Source organism: Amycolatopsis camponoti (assembly GCF_902497555.1).
Lineage (GTDB): Bacteria > Actinomycetota > Actinomycetes > Mycobacteriales > Pseudonocardiaceae > Amycolatopsis > Amycolatopsis camponoti.
Genome location: NZ_CABVGP010000003.1, coordinates 1,952,149 through 1,976,098, shown reverse-complemented (window position 1 = coordinate 1,976,098; position 23,950 = coordinate 1,952,149). Strand labels below are relative to the sequence as shown.

At 71.9% G+C, this 23,950-nt stretch carries 22 protein-coding genes; 15 read left to right on the top strand and 7 right to left on the bottom strand.

Going from position 1 to position 23,950, the window contains the following annotated elements; translation table 11 throughout:
* The first annotated feature begins 76 nt into the window (after positions 1-76).
* From AA23TX_RS46145 to AA23TX_RS46120, 6 genes are all read left to right on the top strand, one after another.
* Positions 77-1,369: a helix-turn-helix domain-containing protein gene (locus AA23TX_RS46145; RefSeq protein WP_155549173.1), complete on the top strand. Its 1,293-nt coding sequence runs from the start codon at positions 77-79 to the stop codon at positions 1,367-1,369.
* Positions 1,370-1,773: 404 nt separating this feature from the next.
* Complete coding sequence (locus AA23TX_RS46140; RefSeq protein WP_155549172.1) at positions 1,774-3,792, top strand: M4 family metallopeptidase; 2,019 nt, start codon at positions 1,774-1,776, stop codon at positions 3,790-3,792.
* Positions 3,793-3,866: 74 nt separating this feature from the next.
* Positions 3,867-5,132 (top strand): helix-turn-helix domain-containing protein, encoded by a 1,266-nt coding sequence (locus AA23TX_RS46135; RefSeq protein ID WP_155549171.1) that lies wholly within the window; start codon positions 3,867-3,869, stop codon positions 5,130-5,132.
* Between the two features lie 314 nt (positions 5,133-5,446).
* The gene (locus AA23TX_RS46130; RefSeq protein WP_196425901.1) at positions 5,447-7,711 is read left to right on the top strand and encodes a M4 family metallopeptidase; all 2,265 of its coding nucleotides are present in this window, start codon (positions 5,447-5,449) and stop codon (positions 7,709-7,711) included.
* 83 nt (positions 7,712-7,794) lie between these two features.
* Positions 7,795-9,399: a M28 family metallopeptidase gene (locus AA23TX_RS46125; RefSeq protein ID WP_155549170.1), complete on the top strand. Its 1,605-nt coding sequence runs from the start codon at positions 7,795-7,797 to the stop codon at positions 9,397-9,399.
* A 137-nt stretch (positions 9,400-9,536) separates the two neighbouring features.
* Positions 9,537-10,589, top strand: coding sequence for a chitinase (locus AA23TX_RS46120; protein WP_155549169.1), 1,053 nt, complete (start codon positions 9,537-9,539; stop codon positions 10,587-10,589).
* Between the two features lie 42 nt (positions 10,590-10,631).
* Here AA23TX_RS46120 and AA23TX_RS46115 read toward each other — a convergent pair whose 3' ends face one another.
* The 3 genes from AA23TX_RS46115 to dapE form a co-directional block, all read right to left on the bottom strand.
* Positions 10,632-11,735, bottom strand: coding sequence for an NADAR family protein (locus AA23TX_RS46115; protein ID WP_155549168.1), 1,104 nt, complete (start codon positions 11,733-11,735; stop codon positions 10,632-10,634).
* 9 nt (positions 11,736-11,744) lie between these two features.
* Complete coding sequence (locus AA23TX_RS46110) at positions 11,745-12,548, bottom strand: DUF3152 domain-containing protein (protein WP_155549167.1); 804 nt, start codon at positions 12,546-12,548, stop codon at positions 11,745-11,747.
* Between the two features lie 143 nt (positions 12,549-12,691).
* Positions 12,692-13,762 (bottom strand): succinyl-diaminopimelate desuccinylase, encoded by a 1,071-nt coding sequence (gene dapE, locus AA23TX_RS46105; RefSeq protein ID WP_155549166.1) that lies wholly within the window; start codon positions 13,760-13,762, stop codon positions 12,692-12,694.
* A 44-nt stretch (positions 13,763-13,806) separates the two neighbouring features.
* On the opposite strand from dapE, the gene AA23TX_RS46100 reads away from it, so the two are divergent.
* From AA23TX_RS46100 to AA23TX_RS49875, 4 genes are all read left to right on the top strand, one after another.
* Positions 13,807-14,214 carry a hypothetical protein gene (locus AA23TX_RS46100; RefSeq protein WP_155549503.1) on the top strand — a complete coding sequence of 136 codons (408 nt, stop codon included), beginning with the start codon at positions 13,807-13,809 and terminating at the stop codon, positions 14,212-14,214.
* A 95-nt stretch (positions 14,215-14,309) separates the two neighbouring features.
* Positions 14,310-15,293 carry a 2,3,4,5-tetrahydropyridine-2,6-dicarboxylate N-succinyltransferase gene (dapD, locus tag AA23TX_RS46095; protein ID WP_155549165.1) on the top strand — a complete coding sequence of 328 codons (984 nt, stop codon included), beginning with the start codon at positions 14,310-14,312 and terminating at the stop codon, positions 15,291-15,293.
* 28 nt (positions 15,294-15,321) lie between these two features.
* The gene (locus AA23TX_RS46090) at positions 15,322-16,260 is read left to right on the top strand and encodes a CHAD domain-containing protein (protein WP_155549164.1); all 939 of its coding nucleotides are present in this window, start codon (positions 15,322-15,324) and stop codon (positions 16,258-16,260) included.
* 39 nt (positions 16,261-16,299) lie between these two features.
* On the top strand, positions 16,300-16,476 hold the full coding sequence (locus AA23TX_RS49875) for a hypothetical protein (RefSeq protein ID WP_196425900.1): 177 nt from the start codon (positions 16,300-16,302) through the stop codon (positions 16,474-16,476).
* On the opposite strand, the gene AA23TX_RS46085 is transcribed toward AA23TX_RS49875, so the two are convergent.
* Positions 16,477-17,883 (bottom strand): FAD-dependent monooxygenase, encoded by a 1,407-nt coding sequence (locus AA23TX_RS46085; RefSeq protein WP_155549163.1) that lies wholly within the window; start codon positions 17,881-17,883, stop codon positions 16,477-16,479.
* A gap of 44 nt (positions 17,884-17,927) precedes the next feature.
* Here AA23TX_RS46085 and AA23TX_RS46080 point away from each other — a divergent pair, with 44 nt between their 5' ends.
* Positions 17,928-18,575 carry a TetR/AcrR family transcriptional regulator gene (locus tag AA23TX_RS46080; protein ID WP_155549162.1) on the top strand — a complete coding sequence of 216 codons (648 nt, stop codon included), beginning with the start codon at positions 17,928-17,930 and terminating at the stop codon, positions 18,573-18,575.
* Here AA23TX_RS46080 and dapC read toward each other — a convergent pair.
* From dapC to AA23TX_RS46065, 3 genes are all read right to left on the bottom strand, one after another.
* A complete protein-coding gene (gene dapC, locus AA23TX_RS46075) occupies positions 18,569-19,660 on the bottom strand; it encodes a succinyldiaminopimelate transaminase (protein ID WP_155549161.1) in 1,092 nt (363 codons plus the stop codon). The two genes, AA23TX_RS46080 and dapC, sit on opposite strands and share 7 nt — an antisense overlap.
* On the bottom strand, positions 19,657-19,977 hold the full coding sequence (fdxA, locus tag AA23TX_RS46070) for a ferredoxin (RefSeq protein WP_003083029.1): 321 nt from the start codon (positions 19,975-19,977) through the stop codon (positions 19,657-19,659). Before fdxA ends, dapC begins: the two co-directional genes overlap by 4 nt.
* Positions 19,978-20,090: 113 nt before the next feature.
* Complete coding sequence (locus AA23TX_RS46065; protein WP_155549160.1) at positions 20,091-20,273, bottom strand: hypothetical protein; 183 nt, start codon at positions 20,271-20,273, stop codon at positions 20,091-20,093.
* A gap of 59 nt (positions 20,274-20,332) precedes the next feature.
* On the opposite strand from AA23TX_RS46065, the gene AA23TX_RS46060 reads away from it, so the two are divergent.
* The 4 genes from AA23TX_RS46060 to AA23TX_RS46045 are packed head-to-tail and all read left to right on the top strand — an operon-like array spanning position 20,333 to position 23,943.
* Complete coding sequence (locus AA23TX_RS46060) at positions 20,333-21,085, top strand: GNAT family N-acetyltransferase (protein WP_155549159.1); 753 nt, start codon at positions 20,333-20,335, stop codon at positions 21,083-21,085.
* Positions 21,082-22,071 (top strand): 2-phospho-L-lactate transferase, encoded by a 990-nt coding sequence (cofD, locus tag AA23TX_RS46055; RefSeq protein WP_155549158.1) that lies wholly within the window; start codon positions 21,082-21,084, stop codon positions 22,069-22,071. Before AA23TX_RS46060 ends, cofD begins: the two co-directional genes overlap by 4 nt.
* Positions 22,007-23,401, top strand: a complete 1,395-nt coding sequence (locus AA23TX_RS46050) for a coenzyme F420-0:L-glutamate ligase (RefSeq protein ID WP_155549157.1) — start codon at positions 22,007-22,009, stop codon at positions 23,399-23,401. Before cofD ends, AA23TX_RS46050 begins: the two co-directional genes overlap by 65 nt.
* The gene (locus tag AA23TX_RS46045; RefSeq protein ID WP_155549156.1) at positions 23,398-23,943 is read left to right on the top strand and encodes an NUDIX hydrolase; all 546 of its coding nucleotides are present in this window, start codon (positions 23,398-23,400) and stop codon (positions 23,941-23,943) included. The genes AA23TX_RS46050 and AA23TX_RS46045 overlap by 4 nt, the downstream gene beginning before the upstream one ends.
* Positions 23,944-23,950: the final 7 nt, after the last annotated feature.

Genomic DNA, 23,950 nt, shown 5'->3' with positions numbered 1-23,950 from the left:
AGGTGATGCCTCCGTGGACACACGTGATGCCCGTCCGGGCACGCCCGCGTCTCTGACGTGACGGCTCCGCGAGGCCATGACCTACCGTGGGGAGATGACCGAACCGCTCGGCGCGCGGATCCGCCGGCTGCGCGCCGAGCGCGGGTGGACTCAGCGCGAGCTGGCCGAGCCGGGGTACGACCGGGGGTTCCTGGCCAAGGTCGAGACCGGCAGCCGGCCGCCGTCGGAGGAGATGCTCGCCTACCTGGCCCGGCGGCTCGGCCTGACCGTCGACGACCTGCGGTTCGGCCGCCCTCCCGGCGTCGCCGACGAGCTGCGCGCGTCCCTCGACGAGGGCTATCGCGACCTCGAACAGGGCCGCGTCGCGCTCGCGGAAGAACGGTTCGCCCTCGCCGGGAAGCAGGCGGCGGACTACCGGCTCGGCGACGTCGAGTGCTACGCGCGCTTCTGCCTCGCCGAGGTGAAGTGGCAGCTGTTCGACGTCTCGGGCGCGCAGAAGGCCCTCGAACACGCGTCGGAACGGGCCGATGCCGCGCCGCCGTGGCTGCGGGCGATGATCGTGCACCGCTGGTCGGGCTGCCGGTACCTGAGCGGCGACGCCGGCACGGCGATCGCGCGCGTCGAGGAGGCGCTGGCCTCTCCGGAACTCGACCCGGATGCCGAGCTGTGCCTGCTCAGCGCGTTGATCCACCCGCTGATGGAGATGGGCGGGCTGCACCGGGCCCAGCGCGCGGCCCTTTCCGGCGTGCGCCTGACCCGCGTGGCCACCCGGCCGGACTTCGTGGCGCGGTTCCACCGGCAGGCGTCGCAGGTGTGGCAGGCGACGGGGCAGTCCGCCCGGGCGGAGCAGGACCTCATCGAGGCCTGCCGCCTGTTCGCGTCGGTGGGTTTCGACCGCGACGCGGCCCGCTGCCGCTGGGCTCGTGGGTACCTGCTGCGCCGGCTGGGCCGCCTGGACGAGGCCCGCGCGGAGCTGACGTCGGCCCGCGACCAGCTGGCGGCGATCGGCGCGGAGGAAGGCGTCGCGGGCGCGACCCTGGAGCTGGCCGAGGTCCGCCTCCGCCAGGGCGCCCCCGCCGAAGCGGCGTCGCTGGTCTCGGAAGTCTGGCCACTGCTGGCCCGCGACGTCGAGTCCCTCGGCGAGGCGACGGGCCTGCTGGGCCAGGTCGCGCAGTCCCGCGACGACCTTCCCGAGGCCACCCGCCTCCTGCGCGAGGCGGCGGAGATCCAGACCCGCGCGTCCCTGCACGGCGCGGCGGTCTCGACGTCCCTGCGCCTCGGCGACGTCCTCCGACAACGTGGTCATCTCGACGAGGCGATCCAGGCCTACCAGCGCGGCCTCGACTCCGCCGCCGGCACCGACTCGTAGCCGTGTCGACCCTCCAGACACGCGTGTCGACCCTCTAGACACGCGAGATGACCCTTCAATCACGCGAGCGCACCGCCGATCACCGAACAGCGCGTGATCGGGAGGTCGACTCGCGTGATTCAAGGGTCGACACGCGTGATTGAGGGGTCGACACGGCGGACCTGCGGGGCGAGTGGTCCGGGTGGGGCAAGTTTCCTACCAAAGTTGGTGAATTGGTTCAGACCAGTCGCCAAGACCCCGTTTTCCTGGGGTTTGCCGGGAACCGGCGTGATCTTGTCCGGCCCGCGCTGGGCCGTTCGGCCCATTGACCCGCTGACGAGCGGAACCTTTACTCGGACGCGTCCGGCGCAATAACAGCAGTTATTCCGCTGGGCACACTCCCCGTGTCCCCGGAAAGGTTCCCCATGAGATCCCCACGAGGGCTGGCGGCGATCGCCGGCCTCGCCCTGACCTTCGCAGCGGTGCCGGCGATCCCGGCCACCGCGCACGCCCAGCCACAAGCCGTCCCGCCCGAGGCGCTCGCCGCCCGCGCCGCCGACCAGGCCGCCCTCACCGGCGCCGACCGGCTCGCCAAGGGCGCCGGGGAGGCCTTCGTCCGCACCGGGGTCACCCCGGGTGGCGGCGGGCTCTACTACGCCTCCTACCAGCGCACTTACCACGGCCTACCGGTCGTCGGCGGGGACGCGGTCGTCGTCGCCGACGGCGCCGGGCGCGTCCGCGGCACCGAAGCCGCCCACACCGCACCGATCGCCGTCGGCACCAGCGCCGCGCTCAAAGCCGAGCAGGCCACCAAGATCGCCGCGGCCAAGGTGTCCACAGTAGACACCGCCACCACGCCGAAGCTCGTCGTCCTCGCCGGAGACGCACCAAAGCTCGCCTACGAGGTCGTCGTCAGCGGCCGCGACCACGGCAAACCCACCAAGTTGCACGTCTTCGTCGACAGCACCACCGGCAAGGTCCTCGACACCCGCGACGACGTCCGCGAAGCCGGCACCGGCAACTCCTACTACGCCGGGACCGTCTCGATCGACACGTCCGGCTCCGGCAGCTCCTACTCGATGACCGACCCGGGCCGCCGAGGCATCGCCTGCGGCCGCGAGGGCGGCGCGATCTTCACCAAGAACACGAACACCTGGGGCAACGGCTCCGGCACCGACCTCGAAACCGGCTGCGTCGACACGCTCTACAGCGTCCAGACCGAGTGGAAGATGCTCGGCGAGTGGCTGGGCCGCAACGGCATCGACGGCGCCGGCGGCGGCTTCCGCGCCAGCGTCGGCCTCAACGACGTCAACGCCTACTGGGACGGCTCCTCGACCCACTTCGGGCACTCGCAGGACAACCGCCGCCAGGCGACGCCGATGGACGTCGTCGGCCACGAGTTCGGGCACGCGATCTTCCAGACGACCCCGGGTGGCGCCGGTTCCGGCAACGAGAACGGTGGCCTCAACGAGTCCACCGGTGACATCTTCGGCGCGCTGACCGAGTTCTACGCCAACAACCCGAAGGACACCCCGGACTTCACCGTCGGCGAGGGCGTCAACCTCGTCGGCCAGGGCCCGATCCGCTACATGGACAACCCGTCGAAGGTCGGCGACCCGAACTGCTACTCGTCGTCGATTCCCAGCACCGAGGTGCACGCCGCCGCCGGCCCGCAGAACCACTGGTTCTACCTCCTCTCGCAAGGCAGCGGCGCCAGCCCGACGTGCAACAACAGCACCGTCACCGGCGTCGGTATTCAGAAGGCCGGCAAGATCTTCTACAACGGCCTCCTCAAGAAGACGTCGTCGTGGAACCACAAGGCCGCCCGCAAGGCCACGCTCGAAGCCGCGATCGCGCTCTTCCCGGGCAGCTGCACCGAGTTCACCGCCACCAAGGCCGCCTGGGACGCGGTGAGCGTGACGGCCGTCAGCGGTGAGCCGACCTGCAGCGGCCAGCCGCCGGCGGGCAACGACTACTCGCTGACGCTCTCCCCGGCGTCCGCGTCCGTCCAACCCGGACAGACGGCGACGACCACGGTGACCACCCGGATCACGCAAGGTAGCGCCCAGACTGTCCAGCTGCTCGCGACCGGTCTCCCCGAAGGCGCCAAGGCGACCTTCAGCCCGGCGAGCGTCCAGTCCGGTGGCACGTCGACGCTGACCATCACCACCTCGGCGACCACGCCGCAGGGCACCAGCCAGGTGACGGTCACCGGCGACGGCACCGACGCGGACCACACCGCGCAGTTCTCGCTCACCGTCGGCACCGGCACCCCGCCGACCGGCTGCGACGGTATCGCCGAGTGGGACTCCGCGAAGGCGTACGTGCCCAACGACGTCGTCGGCCACAACGGTCACAAGTGGACGTCGCTGTGGTACTCGACCGGCGCCGAGCCCGGCGCGCCCGGCTCGTGGGCCGTGTGGAGCGACGCCGGCGCCTGCTGATCCCGGTCGCGCGGCGGCGGGCGACTCCCCCGCCGCCGCGCGGCCTACCCTGAACCGGTGGAAGGGCGACCCGAGTGAGCGAGAGCGTCGGCGAACGCCTGCGTGAGCTGCGCACCGAGCGCGGGCTCACGCAGCGCGAACTGGCCGGGCCGCAGTACTCCGCGGCGTACGTGTCGTCGGTCGAAACCGGCGCGCGGACGCCGTCGGGCGACGCGCTGCGGTTCTTCGCCCAGCAGCTGGGCATCGACCCGGACGAGCTGCTCGGCGGCAGCTCACCCCGGGAGCTGCTCGAGCTCGACCTCGAGCTGATCGAGACGGCGGACCGGTTCCTGTCCGGTGACGCCCGCCGCGCGACCCCGCGGATGCAGCGGATCCGGCGCCACGCCGAACGCCTGGACCGGCCGCGGCAGGCGGGCATCGCCCTGCTGTGGCTGGCCGGGTACTCCTCCGGCGACGTCCGCACGAAGTACGTCGCGGAGGCCGAGACGACGTTGTCGGGCGAGCCGCCGCCGGTCCGCGCGATGGTCGTCCCGCTGCGCGCGGCGGTGCTGAGCGACTGGGGCGAGGCGCAGTATTCCTTGCACCTGCTGGAAACCTGCCACGCGGAGCTGCTGCGCGACGGGTACCCGCAGCCGTCGATGCTGCTGACGCTGCGGGCGTGCCTGGCCGAGCGGCACCTGCGCCAGGGCGACCTGGAGCGGGCCGCGGAGTACGCCGAGGCGGCACTGCGGCTCACCCGGGGCGGGCCGGCGGTATTGGCCGAGCTGACCCGCAGCCACGTCGAGGTGTGCCGCAGCCACCTGGCGGCCGACCGGTTCGCCGACGCGGCGGCGTCGGTCGCCGCGGCGTACGACCTGATGCAGGAACGGGCCCTGCACCCGGCGATGGCGCACTGCCTGCTGGCCAGGGCCCGCGTCCGCGGCCGCGCGGGCGACGTCGAAGGCGCGCTGGCCGACCTCGGCGCGGCGCGGGAGACGGCGTGGCCCGACGACGTCCCGGCGATCACGGTCGAGCTGGCGTCGGAGTACCTGGCGGCGGGCCGGCTGGAGACGGCGGGCACGCTGCTCGACCAGGTCCGCCCGGCCGTCGTGGCGGGCACGCCGCTGGCCGCGGAACTCCGGTTGCAGCTGGGGTCACTCGCCCGCGCCCGCGGTGACGCGCGCGGCGCGGCGGAGTACCTGCGGGCGGCGGTCGAGCTGGCCACCGGGCTCGGCGCACGGAGTGTGCTGGTGCGGGCCCTGCGGCCGCTGAGCGAGCTGCTGGGCGAGACCGGGCGGCAGGAAGAAGCCGCGAACGTGCTGCGGAACGGGCTGATCGCGTTGGGCGCCGAAGCCGACTGACATCGTTTTCCCGAGCAGTACTGACGATTCCCGTTGATCGAGATCTTCCGGCGTTCGGATGGTGTCCGGAACAGTCCCTACGAAAGTCGTTCCGGTGCGGAACGCGCGGAGAATCCCCAGCACCGGCGGGGTTTGTACGAATTGACCGCCGAATCCGGAACGCGGCATTGGTCCGTTCGGCGCATTGACGCCCCGATCCGCTGATCCTTTACTCGGATGCGTCCGGACGCATACCTGGTGTTAGCACGCCGGACACGTCCCCCTTTTCCCCGCACCGCACCCCATCGTCCTGCCTTCGTGGAAGGAAGACCTCGATGACCCATCGTGGGTTCAGAACGGGCTTGGCGGCCGCCGCCGGGCTCGCCATGACACTCGCGCTGCCGGTAGCCCCGGCCAGCGCGGCTCCCCAGGCACAACCCGCCGCACCCGACGTCGCGGCCGCCCGCGCCGCCGACCAGGCCGCGGCTTCCGGACTGGACGCGCTCAAGCGCGGACCGGCGGAATCGTTCCAGCGCATCGGGCTCACCGCCGGTGGCGGCGGCCTGTTCTACGGCGCCTACCAGCGGACCTACCAGGGCCTGCGGGTCGTGGGCGGGGACGCGGTCGTCGTCGCCGACGGCGCCGGGCGCGTCCGCGGGACCAGCGCCGCCGAGACCGCGGCCATCACCGTCGGGACGCAGGCCGCGCTCGACGCCGCGAAGGCCGCGGCCACCGCGCGCGCCCAACTGCCCACTGTGGACAGTGTGAGCACGCCGGAGAAGGTCGTGCTGGCCGGGGCGAGCCCCAAGCTGGCCTACGAGGTCGTCGTCGCCGGGCGCACCGCCACGGCGCCGAGCAACCTGCACGTGTTCGTCGACGCCGCCACCGGCGCGGTGCTCGACAAGCGAGACGACGTCAAGACGTTCGCTTCCGGGGCGAAGACCCAGGCCCAGCCGGGCACCGTGAACGTGGCCGGCACGGGCAACAGCTACTACGTCGGCAACGTCTCCATCGACACGACGCAGTCCGGCACCACCTACACCATGCGCGACCCGGGCCGCACCGGCATCAGCTGCGGCCGTGAAGGCGGTTCCGTCTACAGCGGCACCGACAACGCCTGGGGCAACGGCACCGGCACCGACCTCGAGACCGCCTGCGTCGACACGCTCTTCGGCGTGCAGACCGAGTGGAAGATGCTCGCCGACTGGCTCGGCCGCAACGGCATCAACGGCAGCGGCACCGGCTACCCGGCGTCGGTCGGCCTGAGCGACGTCAACGCCTACTGGAACGGCTCCTCCACGCACTTCGGGCACTCGCAGGACAACCAGCGCCAGGCCACCTCGATGGACGTCGTCGGCCACGAGTTCGGCCACGGCATCTTCCAGTTCACCCCGGGCGGTGCCGGTTCCGGCAACGAGAACGGCGGGATGAACGAGTCGACCGGTGACATCTTCGGCGCGCTGACCGAGGCCTACGCCAACAACCCGAAGGACGTCCCGGACTACCAGGTCGGCGAGGGCGTCAACCTGGTCGGCCAGGGCCCGATCCGCTACATGTACCAGCCGTCGCTGGTCGGCGACCCGAACTGCTACTCGTCGTCGATCCCGAGCACCGAGGTGCACGCCGCGGCCGGCCCGCAGAACCACTGGTTCTACCTGCTCGCCGAGGGCTCCGCGCCCGGCGGCGGCAAGCCGAACAGCCCGACGTGCAACAACTCCAGCGTCACCGGCGTCGGCATCCAGAAGGCAGGCAAGATCTTCTACAACGGCCTGCTGAAGAAGACCTCGTCGTGGAACCACAAGGCCGCCCGCAAGGCGACCCTCGAAGCCGCGATCGCGCTCTTCCCGGGCAGCTGCACCGAGTACAACGCCACCAAGGCCGCGTGGGACGCCGTCTCGGTCACCACCGCGACCGGCGAGCCCACCTCGTGCAGCGGTGGCGGTCCGGACTTCTCCGTCGCGCTGAACCCGGCTTCGGGTTCCGTGCAGCCGGGTGCCTCGGCGACGACCACGATCAGCACCGCGATCACCTCCGGCGCGGCGCAGTCGGTCACGCTGTCCGCCTCGGGCCTCCCGGCCGGCGCGACCGCGACGTTCAGCCCGGCGACCATCCAGTCCGGCGGCAGCTCGACGCTGACGATCGCGACGACGTCGTCGACCCCGACCGGCAGCTTCCCGATCACCATCACCGCCGACGGGGCCAGCACCGACCACACAGCGCAGTACACGCTGTCGGTCGGGACCACGGGCTCCTGCGCCGCGGTGACCAACTCGACCCGGCTGGACATCCCGGACTACCCGGGCGCCGCGGTCAGCAGCACCAGCACCGTGGCCGGCTGCGCGCGCAACGCGTCGTCGACCACCAAGGTCGAGGTGCACATCACCCACACCTACAGCGGTGACCTGGTCCTCGACCTGGTCGCGCCGGACGGCACCGCCTACCGGCTGAAGAACTCCAGCAGCAACTCGACGCCGAACATCAACACCACGTACACCGTCAACGCTTCTTCGGAAGCCGCGAACGGCGCGTGGCAGCTCCGCATCCGAGACGTCGGCCCCGCCGACACCGGTTACCTGTCCACCTGGACGTTGACCGTGTAGCAGTTCCCCACCCGTGAAGGCCGCACCAGCCCGGTGCGGCCTTCACGGCCGTTCTCCCAACCCCCACCGAAGGAATCACCGCCATGAAGTGGAAGAGCAAGATCGGCGCCGGGGTCACCGCCCTGGCGGCCGTCCTGGGTGTCGTGACGGCCCCGGCGGCCACCGCCGCGCCCGCCACGGCGCTCGCCGCGCCGGACATCTCCCTGGCCAACATCAAGACCCACCTCAACCAGCTGCAGACCATCGCGAACAACAACGGCGGCACGCGCTCGGCGCGTGGCGGCGGGTACGCGGCGTCGGTGTCCTATGTGGAGAACCTGCTGAAGAACGCGGGTTTCACCACGACGCGCCAGACGTGCACCAGCTGCCTCGGGCAGTCGCAGAACCTGATCGCGGAGTGGCCGCAGGGTGACGCGAGCCAGGTCATCATGCTCGGCGCGCACCTCGACAGCGTCAGCGCCGGCCCCGGCATCAACGACAACGGCTCCGGCAGCGCGTCGATCCTCGAGACCGCGCTGACGCTGGCCCGCACCAACCCGGCGATGGCCAAGCGCGTCCGGTTCGCCTGGTGGGCCGACGAGGAGTCCGGCCTGGTCGGCTCGAAGTACTACGTCAACAACCTGCCGAGCAGCGAGCGCACGAAGATCAAGACCTACCTCAACTTCGACATGATCGGTTCGAAGAACTGGGGTTACTTCGTCTATGACGACGTCGCGTCGGTCAAGGCGATCTTCGACGAGTACTTCTCCTCCATCGGCATCCAGACCGAGGGCGACAGCGAAGGCGACGGCCGCTCCGACCACGCGTCGTTCAAGAGCGCGGGCATCCCGGTCGGCGGCCTGGCCACCGGCGCCGGCGACATCAAGAGCTCGGCGCAGGCCCAGAAGTGGGGCGGCACCGCGGGTGCGGCGTTCGACAACTGCTACCACCGCGCGTGCGACACGACGGCGAACATCCCGGACACCCCGCTGGAGAAGAACTCCGACGCCATCGGGTACGCGCTCTGGAAGCTGGCCGTCGCCACGACGCAGGGCAACGACTTCTCGGTGAGCTTGAACCCGACCGCCGGAACCGTCCAACCCGGACAGTCGCTGCAGGTCGCGGTGAGCACCGCGACGACGTCCGGCAGCGCGCAGTCCATCTCGCTGTCGGCTTCGGGCCTGCCCGCGGGCGCGACGGCGTCGTTCAGCCCGGCGACCGTCCAGTCGGGCGGTTCTTCGACGCTGACGATCACGACGTCTTCAAGCACTCCGACCGGCAGTTTCCCGGTGACCGTGACCGCCGATGGCGCCAGCGTCGACCACACGGCGTCGTTCACCCTCGGGGTCGGGACGTCCTCGTGCGCCCCGGTGACCAACGGGACCCGGCTGGACATCCCGGATTATCCCGGTGCCGCGGTGAACAGCACGGCGACCGTCGGCGGCTGCGCGCGCAACGCGTCCGGCACCACCAAGGTCGAGGTGCACATCACCCACACCTACCGCGGTGACCTGGTCATCGACCTCGTCGCCCCGGACGGCACGGCGTACCGGCTGAAGAACTCCAGCAGCGACTCGACGCCGAACCTCGACACCACCTACACCGTCAACGCCTCTTCGGAGGCCGCGAACGGGGCCTGGCAGCTGCGGCTGCGGGACGTCGGCCCGGCCGACACCGGTTACCTGTCCTCCTGGACGCTGACCGTCTGACCCCTCGGCCTGGGGCGCCCCTCACCGGGCGCCCCAGGTTGTCTAGACCACCCGTTCGTAGGTAGTCAGCGCTTTCCCCGGTTCCCTATCGTGGACGCCACACGCCGCGTTCGCCCTCAACGACGATGGGAGCCGGTATGTCCGGTCGCAGAACCCGCCTGTTCGGAACCCTCCTGGCAGCGGTCTTGGCCGTCCCGCTGCTCGTGTCGGCCCCCGCGCAGGGGGCGGTGCAGGCCGACACGTGCGCGGTGAAATCCCGGCCCACCGGCAAGGTCCTCCAGGGCTACTGGGAAAACTGGGACGGCGCCGCGAACGGCGTCCACCCCGGGATGGGCTGGGTACCGATCACCGACACACGCATGGCCCAGCACGGCTACAACGTCATCAACGCCGCCTTCCCGGTGATCCGGTCCGACGGGACCGTGTTGTGGGAGAACGGGATGGACGCCGGCGTCAAGGTGTCGACGCCCGCCGAGATGTGCGCGGCGAAGGCCGCGGGCGCGACGCTCCTGATGTCGATCGGGGGCGCGGCGGCCGGGATCGACCTGTCGTCGTCCGCGGTGGCCGACAAGTTCGTCGCGACGGTCGTGCCGATCCTGAAGGCGTACAACTTCGACGGGATCGACATCGACATCGAGACCGGGCTGACCGGCAGCGGCAACATCAAGACGTTGTCGGCGTCGCAGTCCAACCTGATCCGGATCATCGACGGCGTGCTGGCGAAGATGCCGTCGAACTTCGGGCTGACGATGGCGCCGGAGACCGCGTACGTCACCGGCGGCAGCATCACCTACGGCTCGATCTGGGGCGCGTACCTGCCGATCATCAAGAAGTACGCGGACAACGGCCGCCTGTGGTGGCTGAACATGCAGTACTACAACGGATCGATGTACGGCTGCTCGGGTGACTCGTACCAGGCCGGGACCGTGCAGGGCTTCACCGTGCAGACGCAGTGCCTGAACAACGGCCTGGTGGTGCAGGGCACGACGATCCGCGTCCCGTACGACAAGCAGGTCCCGGGGTTGCCCGCCCAGCCCGGCGCGGGCGGCGGGTACATGTCGCCGAGCCTGGTTTCCCAGGCGTGGCGGTCGGTTCCGGGGCTCAAGGGCCTGATGGACTGGTCGATCAACTGGGACGGTTCGAAGGGCTGGACGTTCGGCGACAACGTCAAGTCGTTGCAGGGCCGCTAGGAGTCGCACCGGCCCGGACCCGTTCCGGGCCGGTGCTCCCGGTCAGCGTCCCGCGAGCTCCGACCGCACCAGCTCCAGCAGGCGCCCCACCCAGTTGGCGCCGCCGGAGCTCCAGTACCGCGAACCCCAATCCCCGTAGAGCAGCCGGGCGTCGCCGGTTTCCCGCAGCCGCTGTGCCATCGCCGGATGCCGGTCGAACTTGTCCCGCAGGAGCGCGGCCATCACCCCGAGCCGCACCGCGGACCAGCCGTCCCGGCGGGGTGCCCGCTCGGCGAGGATCCGGGCTTCGCGGCCGAGCTCGACGGCGGCGATCCGATCGTGCCAGGCGGCGTCGTCGGTGGACAGCGCCCAGTAAGCGTGCATGACCGTCCGGTACTCCCGGCCGTCGTGCACAACCGGTGCCGGGTAGTCGATCTGCAACACCTCGGGACCCGGTGGCTCCGGCCAGCCGGTCGGGTAGACCCCGGCGCCGATCCGCAGCGGGATCGCGCCCGGTGTCTCCGGCCCGTCCGCCGCGTTCCGCTGCCGCGACTCGGCGACACCGCGCTCGCCGCGGCGGAAGTACTCCAGCGCCCACTCTTGCTTCTCCGGCGTCACGGTGATCGTGCGGTCCGGGTGCCGGGCGGGGATCGTCTCGCCCACTTCGGCAAGCAGGATCCGCACCGGCACGTCGTTCTGGTCCATGTCGCCGAGCACGTAGATCCGCCGGTGCTCGGGCACCGCGTGGTACCGCTCGCGGACGATCTCCAGGGTGGCGGGGCTCGGCTCGGCGGCGTACGCGACCAGTGCGTCCCGGCAGCGCCCGGAGGAATCCGGCCGGTCGTTGAGCCGATCCACCTCGTCGGCGAGGTCCGCGATGAGCAGTTCGGGCGTCAACCAGGATTCCAGCCGCGCGGTGCCGGCGGCGGTGCCGTTCACGATGACCCTCACGTCCTCGGGTGGGGTCAGGGTCAGGGTGCCGTCGGCGAAAGCGGTGCGAAGGCCGTCGAAGTCGGTCGTCTCCCACGGCCAGGCGACGACGCCGTCGGCGTAGACGGCGAGAGTGGTCAGGACGCACCTGTCGTGTTCGCGGACGAAGATCAGGCGTTGCCGCCCCTGAACGACGTCGCCCTCGACGGGCCGCCAGGTCGGAGTGGTGTCCGGCATGCGGCAAGCCTAGGAGTCGCCGGCCGGGATCGGGTCGTTGTACTCGCCGGACGGGCCGGCGTACTCGCGGCCGTCGGGGAACGGCCAGGGGTTCGGGACGCAGCCGTGCAGCCCGAGCGTCTGCTGCTCCATCACCGGCGCCGGCCGGCCCGCGCCCGGGCACAGCTCGTGGCCGTGGCCGAGCCGGTGCCCGGTCTCGTGGGTGACCATGTACTGCCGGTAGACGTCGAGCGGGGCACCGTAGTTCGGGACGGCGTTGGCCCAGCGGGCGACGTTCAGCACGACGTTGCTTCCGTTGCGGCAGGAGGTGTAGCTGTCCGCCGTGCCGCCGCAGAGCTTGTCGCGGCTGGCCGGCGTCGCCAGGTAGATGGTGAAGTCGGCGGGGTCCTCGGGCCCGACCTCCTGCAGCCGCCACTCGCCGCCGCCGGTCCAGCCGCGCGGGTCGCCGAGGATGCCGCGGATGGCCTTGGCGAACGCGGCCGGCCCGACGCCGTCGATGTCGGTCTCGAGGGCGATCCGGTAGCGCATGAGCTTGCCCTGGGTGCCGGCCACCTCGTCGCTGCCGGGGGTGAACATCCACTGGCCGGAGCCGGTGCGCGGGAAGGTGATCTGCTGCGCGGCCTGCGTCACCGGCTGCTGCTGTTGCGGCTGTTCGGCGGGCGGCGGCGGCAGCGAGGTGGCATCCCCGATGGCGGTGACGATCGGCCCGGCCGCCGGCGCGGCGACGGGCTGCTGTTCACAGGCGGTCAGCGCACCGACGACCGCCAGGGCCAGCGCGGCAACGGCCGCGGCCCGTCTCGCGGTTTTCGGCATGGGTCCTCCCGAACATGCGGCTTCACCAGGGAATACGGCTCCCGCCGGGGAAAAGTTGCGCGGTTCGGGTTCCGGTTCGCGCACCAGGGTGTCACCGCAGCTCAGCACACGCGAGTGTGACAGTCGCCACTGAGCCGGCCCACTCAGGACAGGAACTTGCGCAGGACCTCGGTCACCTGACGGATCTCCGCCGTCCGGACGTTCTCCTGCTTCGTGTGCGCCAGCGTCGGGTTGCCCGGGCCGAAGTTCACCGCCGGCATCCCCAACGCCGCGAAACGCGCCACGTCCGTCCAGCCCAGCTTCGCCGCCGCGTGGCCGCCCGCCGCCGCCACCAGCTCCGCCGCCGCCGGGGCCGACAGGCCCGGCAGGGCTCCCGGTGACATGTCCACAACGGACAGTTCGTAGCCGTCGAACACCTCGCGCACGTGGCGTTCCGCCGTCTCCGGGGTGCGGTCGGGTGCGAAGCGGAAGTTCACCGTCAGCACCGCCGAATCCGGGACGACGTTGCCCGCGACGCCGCCGCCGATCTTCGTCGCCTGCAGGCCTTCGCGGTAGGTCAGCCCGTCGATGTCGACGACGCGCGGCGCGTACTCCGCCAGCCGCCGCATCGGCTCGGCCAGCGCGTGGATCGCGTTCTCCCCCATCCACGCCCGCGCGGTGTGCGCGCGCTTGCCGGTGGTCCGCAGCTCGACGCGCATCGTGCCCTGGCAGCCCGCCTCGATCACGCCGTTCGACGGCTCGCCGACGATCGCCAGGTCGCCGGCCAGCCACTCCGGCAGCTCGCGCTCGATCCGGCCGAGGCCGTTCTTGACCGCTTCGACCTCTTCGTTGTCGTAGAAGACGAACGTGATGTCGTGCCGGGGCGAGGACAGGGTCGCGGCGAGGTGCAGGAACACCGCGTCGCCGCTCTTCATGTCGACCGTGCCGAGGCCGTGCAGGATCTCGTCGGCGCCGGTGCCTTCGCGCCGCGAAGGCAGATTTCCGTTTTCCGGCACGGTGTCCAGGTGCCCGGCGAGCACGACCCGTGACGGGCGGCCGAGGTTCGTGCGCGCGAGGACGGCGTCGCCGTTGCGGATCACCTCGAGGTGCGGCGCCTGCTTCTCCAGCGCTTCACGCACCAGCGTCGCCAGCTCGGCCTCGGATCCGGACACGCTGAAGACGTCCACCAAGGCCGCGGTCAGGTCGACGGGGTCGGCGCGCAGGTCGAGGCTCATGCCCGGCACGCTACCGTGAGGGTGTGCGTAGGTTCCCGGTCGCCGTGGGCGGCGCGTTGCTGGTCCTGGTCCTGTCCGGCTGCGGAAACGAAGCCGGCCCGACCCCCAAGCAGGGCGGCGAGCCGGGGCCGGACGCGCTCCCGACGAAGCTGGACGCGCTGACCGCCGACCAGTGCTACGCCAGCCCGCGCACCCAGCTGCCGAAGGGCTGTGAGAAGTACGTCACGGAGGTCGCCAACGTGCCGGGCACGGCCCGCAAGCGCGCGGACGACCGCGACCCGCAGCTGGTCGCCGAAGCGGACAAGCTCGACCAGGCGATCAAGTCCTTCCGGAGCGCGGGCTGCACGACCGTGCCCGAAGCGGGCGGCCCCTGCACCCAGGCGCTGGTCGACGTCGCCGCCGCCCTCGACGGCCTGAAGAAGCAGGTAGCCGCCCGGCCCACGAGTGGTTGACGCGCGTCACCCCCGATCTTTCGGGGGTCCAGGGGGCTTGCCCCCGGCTGGGGTCTGGGGCTTGGCCCCAGAGGTTACGGACTACCGTGAGGGCCGTGAGCGAGCAGAGCCCGAACCCCGAAACGACCGGCGCCAGCGGCGTCGGGCTGGCCACCGTCGCGACCGACGGGACGGTCCTCGACACCTGGTACCCGCACCCGAAGCTGATCGAGACCGGGTCCCCCGGCACCGAGCGCCTGAGTACCGAAGAGGCCACCGAGCTGCTCGGCGAAGCCGCCGCGGCGCTGCTCGGCCCGGACACCGACCGCGGGGTCGAGGTCGTCGCCGTCCGCACCACGATCGGCAAGCTGGCCGACGCGCCCGCGGACACCCACGACATGTACCTGCGGCTGCACCTGCTCTCGCACCGGCTGGTCCGCCCGCACGGCCAGAACCTCGACGGGATGTTCGGCCTGCTCGCGAACGTCGTGTGGACCAACCACGGCCCGTGCCCGGTCGAGGGCTTCGAGACGACGCGGCTGCGGCTGCGCTCGCGCGGCGCGGTGACCGTCTACAGCGTCGACAAGTTCCCGCGGATGGTCGACTACGTGCTGCCGTCCGGCGTCCGGATCGGCGACGCGGACCGCGTGCGGCTCGGCGCGCACCTGGCATCCGGCACGACCGTGATGCACGAGGGCTTCGTGAACTTCAACGCCGGCACGCTCGGCGCGTCGATGGTCGAGGGCCGGATCTCGGCCGGCGTCGTGGTCGGCGACGGCTCGGACGTCGGCGGCGGCGCGTCGATCATGGGCACGCTGTCGGGCGGCGGCAAGGAGACGATCTCGCTGGGCGAGCGCTGCCTGATCGGCGCGAACGGCGGCGTCGGGATCTCGCTGGGCGACGACACGGTCGTCGAGGCCGGGCTGTACGTGACGGCGGGGACGAAGGTCGTCGTCGACGGCAAGGTCGTCAAGGCTCGCGAGCTCAACGGCGTCTCGGGCGCGGTCTTCCGCCGCAACTCGGCGACCGGCGCGGTCGAGGTCGTGCCGCGGACGGGGTCCGGCGTCGAGCTGAACTCGATGCTGCACGCCAACGACTGAGCGGCGGAATTCACTTAGTATTCATGGTGTGACCACCGAATCGTTGCCTCGCACCCCGGCCGAACTGGGTCTGCCGGAGCTCCCGGTCGAGGCGCGCCCGGCTGATCCGGCGGCCCACCACGTGCGGGCCAAGCTCGACCGGGAGATCCGCGCGCTGCTCGCGTACGAACCCGGCACGCGCTCGGGCGCCGATCCCGAGGACCTGCACCAGATGCGCGTCGCCCTGCGGCGGATGCGCAGCGTGCTGAAGCTGTCCGGCGCGCTGGTCGGGGACGGCGCCGAGCCGGTGCGCGCGGAGCTGGGCTGGCTCGGGCAGTCGCTCGGCGAGGTGCGCGACTACGACGTCCTGATCGGGCACCTGCGCGAGGTCATGGCCGACTTCGAGGTCCGCGACCAGGCCGCCGGGCGCCGGCTGGTGTCCCGGTTCGTCACCGAGCGCGCCACGGCGAAACGGCGGCTGACCAGGGCGTTGTCCAGTGCCCGCTACTCGACGCTGCTGCGGGAGGTCAGCCTGCTGACCCGCGACCGGGAGGCCGCCGCCGAGGTGGCGGAGCGGTCGCACGACCTGGTCGCCGGGCTGACGAAGCCGCACCGCAAGCTCGCGAAGGCCGTCCGCGCGCTGCCCGCCGACCCGCCGGACGACGACCTGCACGCCCTGCGCATCCACGGCAAGAAGCTCCGGTACGCCGCCGAGCTGGCCCAGACGTCGGCGAAGAAGAAGCGGGCCAAGCGGATCAAGCGGCTGATCAAGGCGACGCGGGACTTCCAGACCGTGCTCGGCGACCACCAGGACGCGGTGATCGCGGCCGAGCGGATGCGCACGGTGCTGGAGACGGCCGACGGGGAGGTCGGCTTCGTCGCCGGCCGGATCGCCGAGCGCGAGCTGGGCCGCCGCGCCGAGGCTCGCGCGGCTTGGCGCGCCTCCTGGGCCGCGGTCGACGACGCCGCGAAGGCCCTCCACGCCTGACCACCCCTGGAGCCCTGCCGCCGACCGTAAGCTCGGCTGATGGAGACCGCGCTGACCCTGGCCATCGGCGGAGTGGTCCTGCTGCTCCTGATCGTCCTCACGATCGGCGTCCTGGCCGGCCGCCGGGTGCGGCGCGGGCGGAAGCTCGGTCGCTACCCCTACCGCGCCAAGCCGAACGGCACCTACGACAACTCCACGCACGGCGGGATGTCGTGATCAGGCGATCGACCAGACGTACCCGTCGGGCCGGATGAGCACCTGCCGGCCACCCTCGGCCTCGTACGCCGCGTACGCGTGGCCACCGTCGTCGACCAGGTCGGTGCCGGTCGCGACGCTCCCCGCGGGCAGGATCCGGTAGCCCTCCGCCGGGCCGTCGCCGAAGGTCAGCGACGTCGCGTGCGGGCCGCGGAACAGCTCGAACAGCCGCACGCGCTTGCCGTTCGCGTCGAGCAGGGGCGCGTCCGGGGCGCGGTCGCCGGGACGCAGCGCGCCGGTGCCGGCCGGGGACAGCGGGCCGCCGCGGTAGCTGATGTCCAGCTGGTGGAAGTCCTCGCCGCGCCGGTGCGCGTCCTCGTCGCCGTCGACGTACTTCTGCATCAGCTCCGTCGAGATGCCGAGCACGCGCGCCGCGTTCGTCCGGCGCTCGGGCTCGTAGCTGTCGATCAGCTCGGGTGCGCCGTCGGCGAGCTTCCAGCCCAGGTTGTAGCCGTCTCCGACGCCGGTGTTCAGGCCCTGGCCCCCGGTCGGCGGGTGGACGTGCGCCGCGTCGCCGGCCAGGAAGACCCGGCCGTCGCGGAACCGCGCGGCCAGCCGGACGTTCGGCCGCCACACCGTCGACCAGGCCAGGTCGGACAGCTTGACGGTGCCGCCGCTGAGGGCGTCGAGCCGGGCCTGGACCGCGGGCAACGCCGTCTCGGCGTCCAGCTCGCCGTCGCCGAGCGGCGCGCCGAACTGGAACCACGGCGTGCCCGGCAGCGGGCTGAACATCATGCCGCTCATCGGGTCTTCCGGAGTCGCGAACCAGTGGCCGTACGCGCGGTCCAGCCCCTCGGCGTGGACGTCGCCGAGCAGCATCCGGATCGACTCGTCGGTGCTGCCTTCGAACGCGATCCCCAGCGTCTTGCGGACGAAGCTCTTGCCGCCGTCGGCGCCGGCCAGGTACTCGGCGCGGACGGTCTCCCCCGTGCTCAGCGTGGCCGTGACGCCGTCGGCGTCCTGCTCGAAGCCGGTCAGCGCGGTGCTCAGCTCGACGTGCACGCCGAACTCGGCCAGCCGGTCGCGCAGGATGCCCTCGGTCTGCGACTGGCCGAGGAACCAGCCGGTCGGGTACGGCTTCGCCGGCGTCGGCTCGACCGGGTCGAACATCATCCGCTCGCCGACGACCTCGCCGCCGAGGTGGATCTTCATCGGCACCGGCGCGGCCCCCGCGGCCAGCACCGCGTCGAGCACGCCGAGGTCCTCGAAGATCTCCAGCGTGCGCGGCTGGAGCCCGTCGCCGCGCGAGCCCACGAAGTACGTCTCGGCCTTGTCGAAGATCCGCACGGCGACGTCGCGCCGGGCCAGCTCGATGGCCAGCGTCAGCCCGGTCGGCCCCGCCCCCGCGATCAGCACCCGAGTATCCATCTCGTCCTCCCAGTGAATTGCGATTCAGTGAATCTGGATTCAGAATGACACTGCTAGCGTCCGGCGTCAAGGAGGTGGCGGTGAACCGCAAGGAGAAGGCCGCGGAGACGGAGACCGCGCTGAAGGAGGCGGCCCGGCGCGTGTTCGCGCGGAAGGGCTACCTGAACACGAAGATCACGGACATCACCGCCGAGGCGGGCCGGGCCGCGGGATCGTTCTACAACCACTTCCCCGGCAAGGAAGAGCTGCTCGAAGCGCTCCTGGCCGACATCGCGACGTCCGGCGACGAGAGCGCGCTGACCGAGGGGCACCTGTCGGACTTCAGCGACCCGGCGGCGGTGCGCTGGCACGTGGCGCAGTACTGGGACTTCTACAAGGAGCACGCGCCGACGATGCAGGCGCTGCGCCAGGCGGCGATGGTCAACGACGCGTTCGCCCGGACGCTGGCGAGCTTCGGCGCCACCCAGGGCGCGGATCTCAACGGCCACCTCGCCCACGTGACGGCGGCCGGGATGCGGCTGCCGGCGCGCACCGAGCTGACGATCGCGATGATGTACCAGCTCGTCGACAGCTTCGCGCAGATGTGGCTGCTCGACCCGGCGCCGGCGGGGTGGACACCACCGACCGACGAAGAGGCGATCGAAGCGCTCACCCGGTTCGTCTACCGCGGCTTCACGGGCCGGGACTACTGACTCAAGCGCTCCACGGCAGCGTCGACGCGCTCGTCCGTCGCGGTCAGGGCGACGCGGACGTGCTGACCGCCGGTCGGGCCGTAGAACGTTCCCGGGGCCACCAGGATGCCGCGGTCGGCCAGCCACTCGACCGTCGCCGCCGCGGGCTCGTCGCGCGTGGCCCACAGATACAGCCCGGCCTCGGAGTGGTCAATCTGGAAACCGTTGTCCTGCAACGCCTTCCGCAGCGACAGCCGGCGCCGGGCATAACGCTCGCGCTGGGCGGCCAGCGCCTCGTCGTCGGTCAGGGCGGCGACCATCGCCTCCTGGACCGGGCGGGGCACGATCATGCCCGCGTGCTTGCGGATCTCGAGCAGCTGCGCGATCAGCCGGGGGTCACCGGTCAGGAACCCGGCGCGGTAGCTGGCGAGGTTCGCCGACTTGGACAGCGAGTGCACCGCGATCAGGCCTTCGGTACTGCCGCCGCACACGTCCGGGTGCAGCACCGACAACGGCGAAGTCTCCCAGCCCAGCGCCAGGTAGCACTCGTCGGAGACCACCACGACGTCGCGCTCGCGGGCCCACTCGACGACCTTGCGCAGGTGCTCCACCGGGAGCACGCGACCCGTCGGGTTGGACGGCGAGTTCAGCCAGATCATCGCCGGCCGCTGCGGGCCGAGCGCGACCGTGCTGTCGGCGCGCAGGATCGACGCGCCCGCGAGCAGCGCCCCGACCTCGTACGTCGGGTAGGCCAGCTCCGGGATGACCACGAGGTCGCCGGGACCGAAGCCGAGCAGGCGCGGCAGCCAGGCCACGGCCTCCTTCGACCCGATCGTCGGGAGCACCGCGTCCGGCTCGATGCCGGTGACGCCGTGCCGGCGGCCGAGGGCGGCGATGGCCGCCGCGCGCAGGGCCGGGATGCCGTGCGTCGTCGGGTAGCCCGGGATCTCCGACACCGACGCGAGCGCGTCGCGGATGCCGGCCGGGACCGGGTCGACGGGCGTGCCGATGGAGAGGTCGACCATCCCGCCGGGGTGGGCGCTCGCCGTGGCCTTGACCTCGGCGAGCGAATCCCAGGGGAAGTCGGGCAGCGCGACCCGGCTCATTCGCCCTGCGGGGGCAGCGCCTTGATGAACGCCGGGTCGTGCGCGGTCTTGCCCACCTTGGAGGCGCCGCCGGGCGAGCCCAGCTCGTCGAAGAAGTCGACGTTGGCCTTGGTGTAGTCCGACCAGTTGTCCGGGACGTCGTCCTCGTAGTAGATCGCCTCGACCGGGCAGACCGGCTCGCAGGCGCCGCAGTCGACGCACTCGTCCGGGTGGATGTACAGCATCCGCTCGCCCTCGTAGATGCAGTCCACGGGGCACTCGTCGATACACGCCTTGTCGAGCACGTCGACGCAGGGCTCGGCGATCACGTAGGTCACTGCGCACTCCTGCTTTTCTCTGCAAACAGCCAGTCGTGGCCGACACTACGCGGTTCGGCCACCCGTTCGGTTGGTGAGGCAAGCCTTAGCCATACCCCGGGTATGGCGCGTGCTCACCTCTCCCGGCGGCGCGGGGGCGGGGTGGCCCGGGCGTCGCCGGTGATGACGAAGCGCGGCTTGGGTGCCTCGCCCGCGTCACTTTCGGTCTTCTTCTCCCCCACGGCGCGGTTGAACCCCTCGGAGATCTCGTCGACGAGCTTCTCGTTGTGCCGCTCGTCCTTGCGCTGGATGCCCACGGCCACCTCCTCGGGAAAATCCGCTCCGCGCCTTTCACGGCCTTGGGGACAATCTAGCGGTGAACGCACCCGAGACGCTCGAAATCGCCTGCAGCAGAGCATGGCCGCCGCTGGTCGAAAAACCCTTGGGGACCTGGCGGCTGCGCTGGGCGGACGGCTTCACCGGCCGCGCGAACAGCGCGCTCGCCGTCGGCGACCCCGGCCTGCCGATCCCGGACGCCCTGCGCGCGGTGTGTGACTTCGCCCACGATCGGGGGATCCAGCCGATGGTGCAGGTGGTCCGCGACAGCCCGAACGAGCGGGCGATCGTCGCCGAGGGCTGGTTCCAGGCGACGCGGCACCACCGCGGCCACGAGGTCGTCGTGCTCACCGCGCCGCTGACCGGCGCATCCCCGGTCGACGGCGTCGTCGTGCACGACGAGCCGACGCCGGAGTGGTGGAACCTCACGCTCGGGCCCGGCGAGGACATCCCGGCCGCGCGGAGCGTCCTGACCGGCGGGAAGGTCGGCTACGGCGTCGCGACGCTCGACGGCGCCGCCGCCGGAGTCGTCCGCGGCGCCCTGGTCGACGGCTGGCTGCACGTCGGCCGCCTGGAGGTCGCACCGGATTTCCGGCGCCGCGGGCTCGCGAAGGCGCTGATGGGCGCCCTGCACGCGTGGGGTGCGGAACACGGAGCGGACCGGGCGGTGTTGCAGGTGGCGGAGGGGAACTCGGGCGCACTCGCGCTCTATGCGGGGCTGGGCTACACCCCGCACCACAGATACCGGTACTGGGTGCCCGCACCCGGCTCGTGCGAGGATTCGACGTCGTGAAGATCGTGGTGATGGTCGGCGGAGTGGGCGGGGCCCGCTTCCTGCTGGGTTTGAAGTCGGCGCTGGGCATGACGCCCGAAGGCGCGAGCGAGTCCGGGCACGAGGTGACGGCGCTGGTCAACACCGGCGACGACGTCTGGATGCACGGCCTGCGGATCTGCCCGGACCTGGACACCTGCATGTACACGCTGGGCGGCGGGATCGACAAGGACCGCGGCTGGGGGCATTCGGGCGAGACCTGGGTCGTCAAGGAGGAGCTGGCGGCCTACGGCGCCGAGCCGAGCTGGTTCGGCCTCGGCGACAAGGACATCGCCACCCACCTGATCCGGTCGCGGATGCTGCGGGCGGGCTATCCGCTCTCGGCGGTGACCGAGGCCCTGTGCGACCGCTGGCAGCCCGGCGTCCGGCTGCTGCCGATGTCGGACGACCGCGTCGAGACGCACGTCGTCATCGACGACCCGGAGCAGGACGGCCAGCAGAAGGCCGTCCACTTCCAGGAGTGGTGGGTGCGCTACCGCGCCGAGCCGAAGGCGCACTCGATCGTCGCGGTCGGCAACGACGAGGCCAAGCCCGCGCCGGGCGTGCTCGAAGCCATCGCCGGCGCCGACGCCGTGCTGTTCGCGCCGTCGAACCCGGTGGTGTCGATCGGGACCACGCTGGGCGTGCCGGGGATCCGGGACGCGCTGCGCAAGACGTCGGCCGGCGTCGTCGGGGTGTCGCCGATCATCGGCGGCAAGGCGCTGCGCGGGATGGCCGACGCGTGCCTGACCGCGATCGGCGTCGAGACGTCGGCGGAGGCGGTGGGCCGGCACTACGGCTCGCGCAAGGCCGACGGCGTGCTCGACGGCTGGCTGATCGCGGAAGGCGAGACGGCCGACGTGCCGGGCGTGACCGTGCGCGACGTCCCGCTGCTGATGTCCGATGTGGACGCGACCGCGGCGATGGCCCGCGCGGCGCTGGAACTGGCTGGAGCCCCCGTTGACTGACCACGCTTCCGCCAAGCTGGAGATCCTGCCCGTCACCGGGCTGCCGGAGTTCCGCCCCGGCGACGACCTGACCGGCGCGATCGTCAAGGCCGCGCCGTGGCTGCGCTCGGGTGACGTCCTCGTCGTGACCAGCAAGATCGTCTCGAAGGCCGAGGGCAGGCTCGTCAAGGTGCCCGCCGACCCCGAGGCCCGTGACGCCGAGCGCCGCAAGCTCGTCGAGCGCGAGGCCATCCGGGTGGTGGCGCGGATCGCGCGCACGGTGATCACCCAGAACCACCTGGGGATCGTGCAGGCGGCGTCGGGCATCGACGCGTCGAACGTCGAGGGCGACGAGGTCGCGCTGCTGCCGGCCGACCCGGACGCGTCGGCCCTGGCCCTGCGCAACGGGTTGCGCGAGCGGCTCGGCGTCGAGGTCGCCGTGGTCGTCACCGACACGATGGGCCGCGCGTGGCGGGTCGGGCAGACCGACGCCGCGATCGGCTCGTCCGGGTTGCGCGTGCTGCACGCCTACCGCGGCGAGGTGGACGGGCAGGGCAACGAGCTGGCCGTCACCGAGGTCGCGGTCGCCGACGAGCTGGCCGCGGCCGCCGACCTGGTCAAGGGCAAGCTCGGCGGCACGCCGATCGCCGTCGTCCGCGGTCTGGACATCTTCGACGACGGCTCGACGGCCCGGAACCTCGTCCGCCCGCTGGAGGAGGACCTCTTCCGGCTGGGCACGAACGAGGCCATCGAGCAGGGGCGGCGCGCGGCCGTCCCGGCGCGGCGTTCGGTGCGGCACTTCTCGGACGAGCCGGTGGACCCGGCCGCGATGCGCCGCGCCGTGGCGTCCGCGCTGACCGCGCCCGCGCCGCACCACACGCACCCGGTGCGGTTCGTCTGGCTGCGCGACCCGGGCCTGCGGCACAAGCTGCTCGACGCGATGCGCGAGTCGTGGCGGGCCGACCTGTCCGCGGACGAGTTCACGCAGGAGCAGATCGCGAAGCGGCTCAGCCGCGGCGACATCCTTTACCGGGCCCCGGAAGTGGTCATCCCGTTCCTGGTGCCCGACGGCGCGCACACCTACCGCGACGAGCGTCGCAACGACTGCGAGAAGACGATGTTCACCGTCGCTGGCGGCGCCGCGGTGCAGGGCCTGCTGGTCTCGCTGGCGGCCGAAGGGCTCGGTTCGTGCTGGATCGGGTCGACGATCTTCGCCGCCCCGCTCGTCCGCGAGGTCCTCGGGCTCGACGAACGCTGGCAGCCGCTCGGCTCGGTCGCGATCGGCGTCCCGCTCGACGATCCCGGCCCGCGCGGGCCGATCACGCCCGGGGAAGGACTGCTGGAGCTGTGAGCCTGCACGCGGACGCCGTCACGACGCTGGGTTCGTGGCAGCCCGATCTCGCTTCCCAGGAGTCGCTGCGGCAGGCGTTCCTCGGGTTCCTCGCGGCGCGTGAGGACAGCTGTCAGCGCTCGTGCGAAGCCGGGCACCTCACGGCGTCGGCGGTGGTCCTGGACCACACCGGGACGCGGGTCCTGCTCACGCTGCACCCGCGGGTCGGCCGCTGGCTGCAGCTCGGCGGGCACTGCGAGCCCGCCGACGTCTCGCTGGCCGCGGCCGCGCTGCGGGAGGCGACCGAGGAGTCCGGGATGGCCGGGCTGCGGATCTCCGCCGAGCCGGTCCACCTGGACGTCCACCCGATCACCTGCTCGCTCGGGGTGCCGACGCGGCACTTCGACGTCCGGTACGCGGTGCACGCCCCGGCGGGCGCGGAGCCGGTGCGCAGCGACGAGTCCGACGACCTGCGGTGGTGGCCGGTGGACGGGCTCCCGGCGGGGTCGGAAGATCTCGCCGATCTGGTGAAAGCGGCCGTTCCTGTCGGTGCCGGGCACTAGCCTGGGA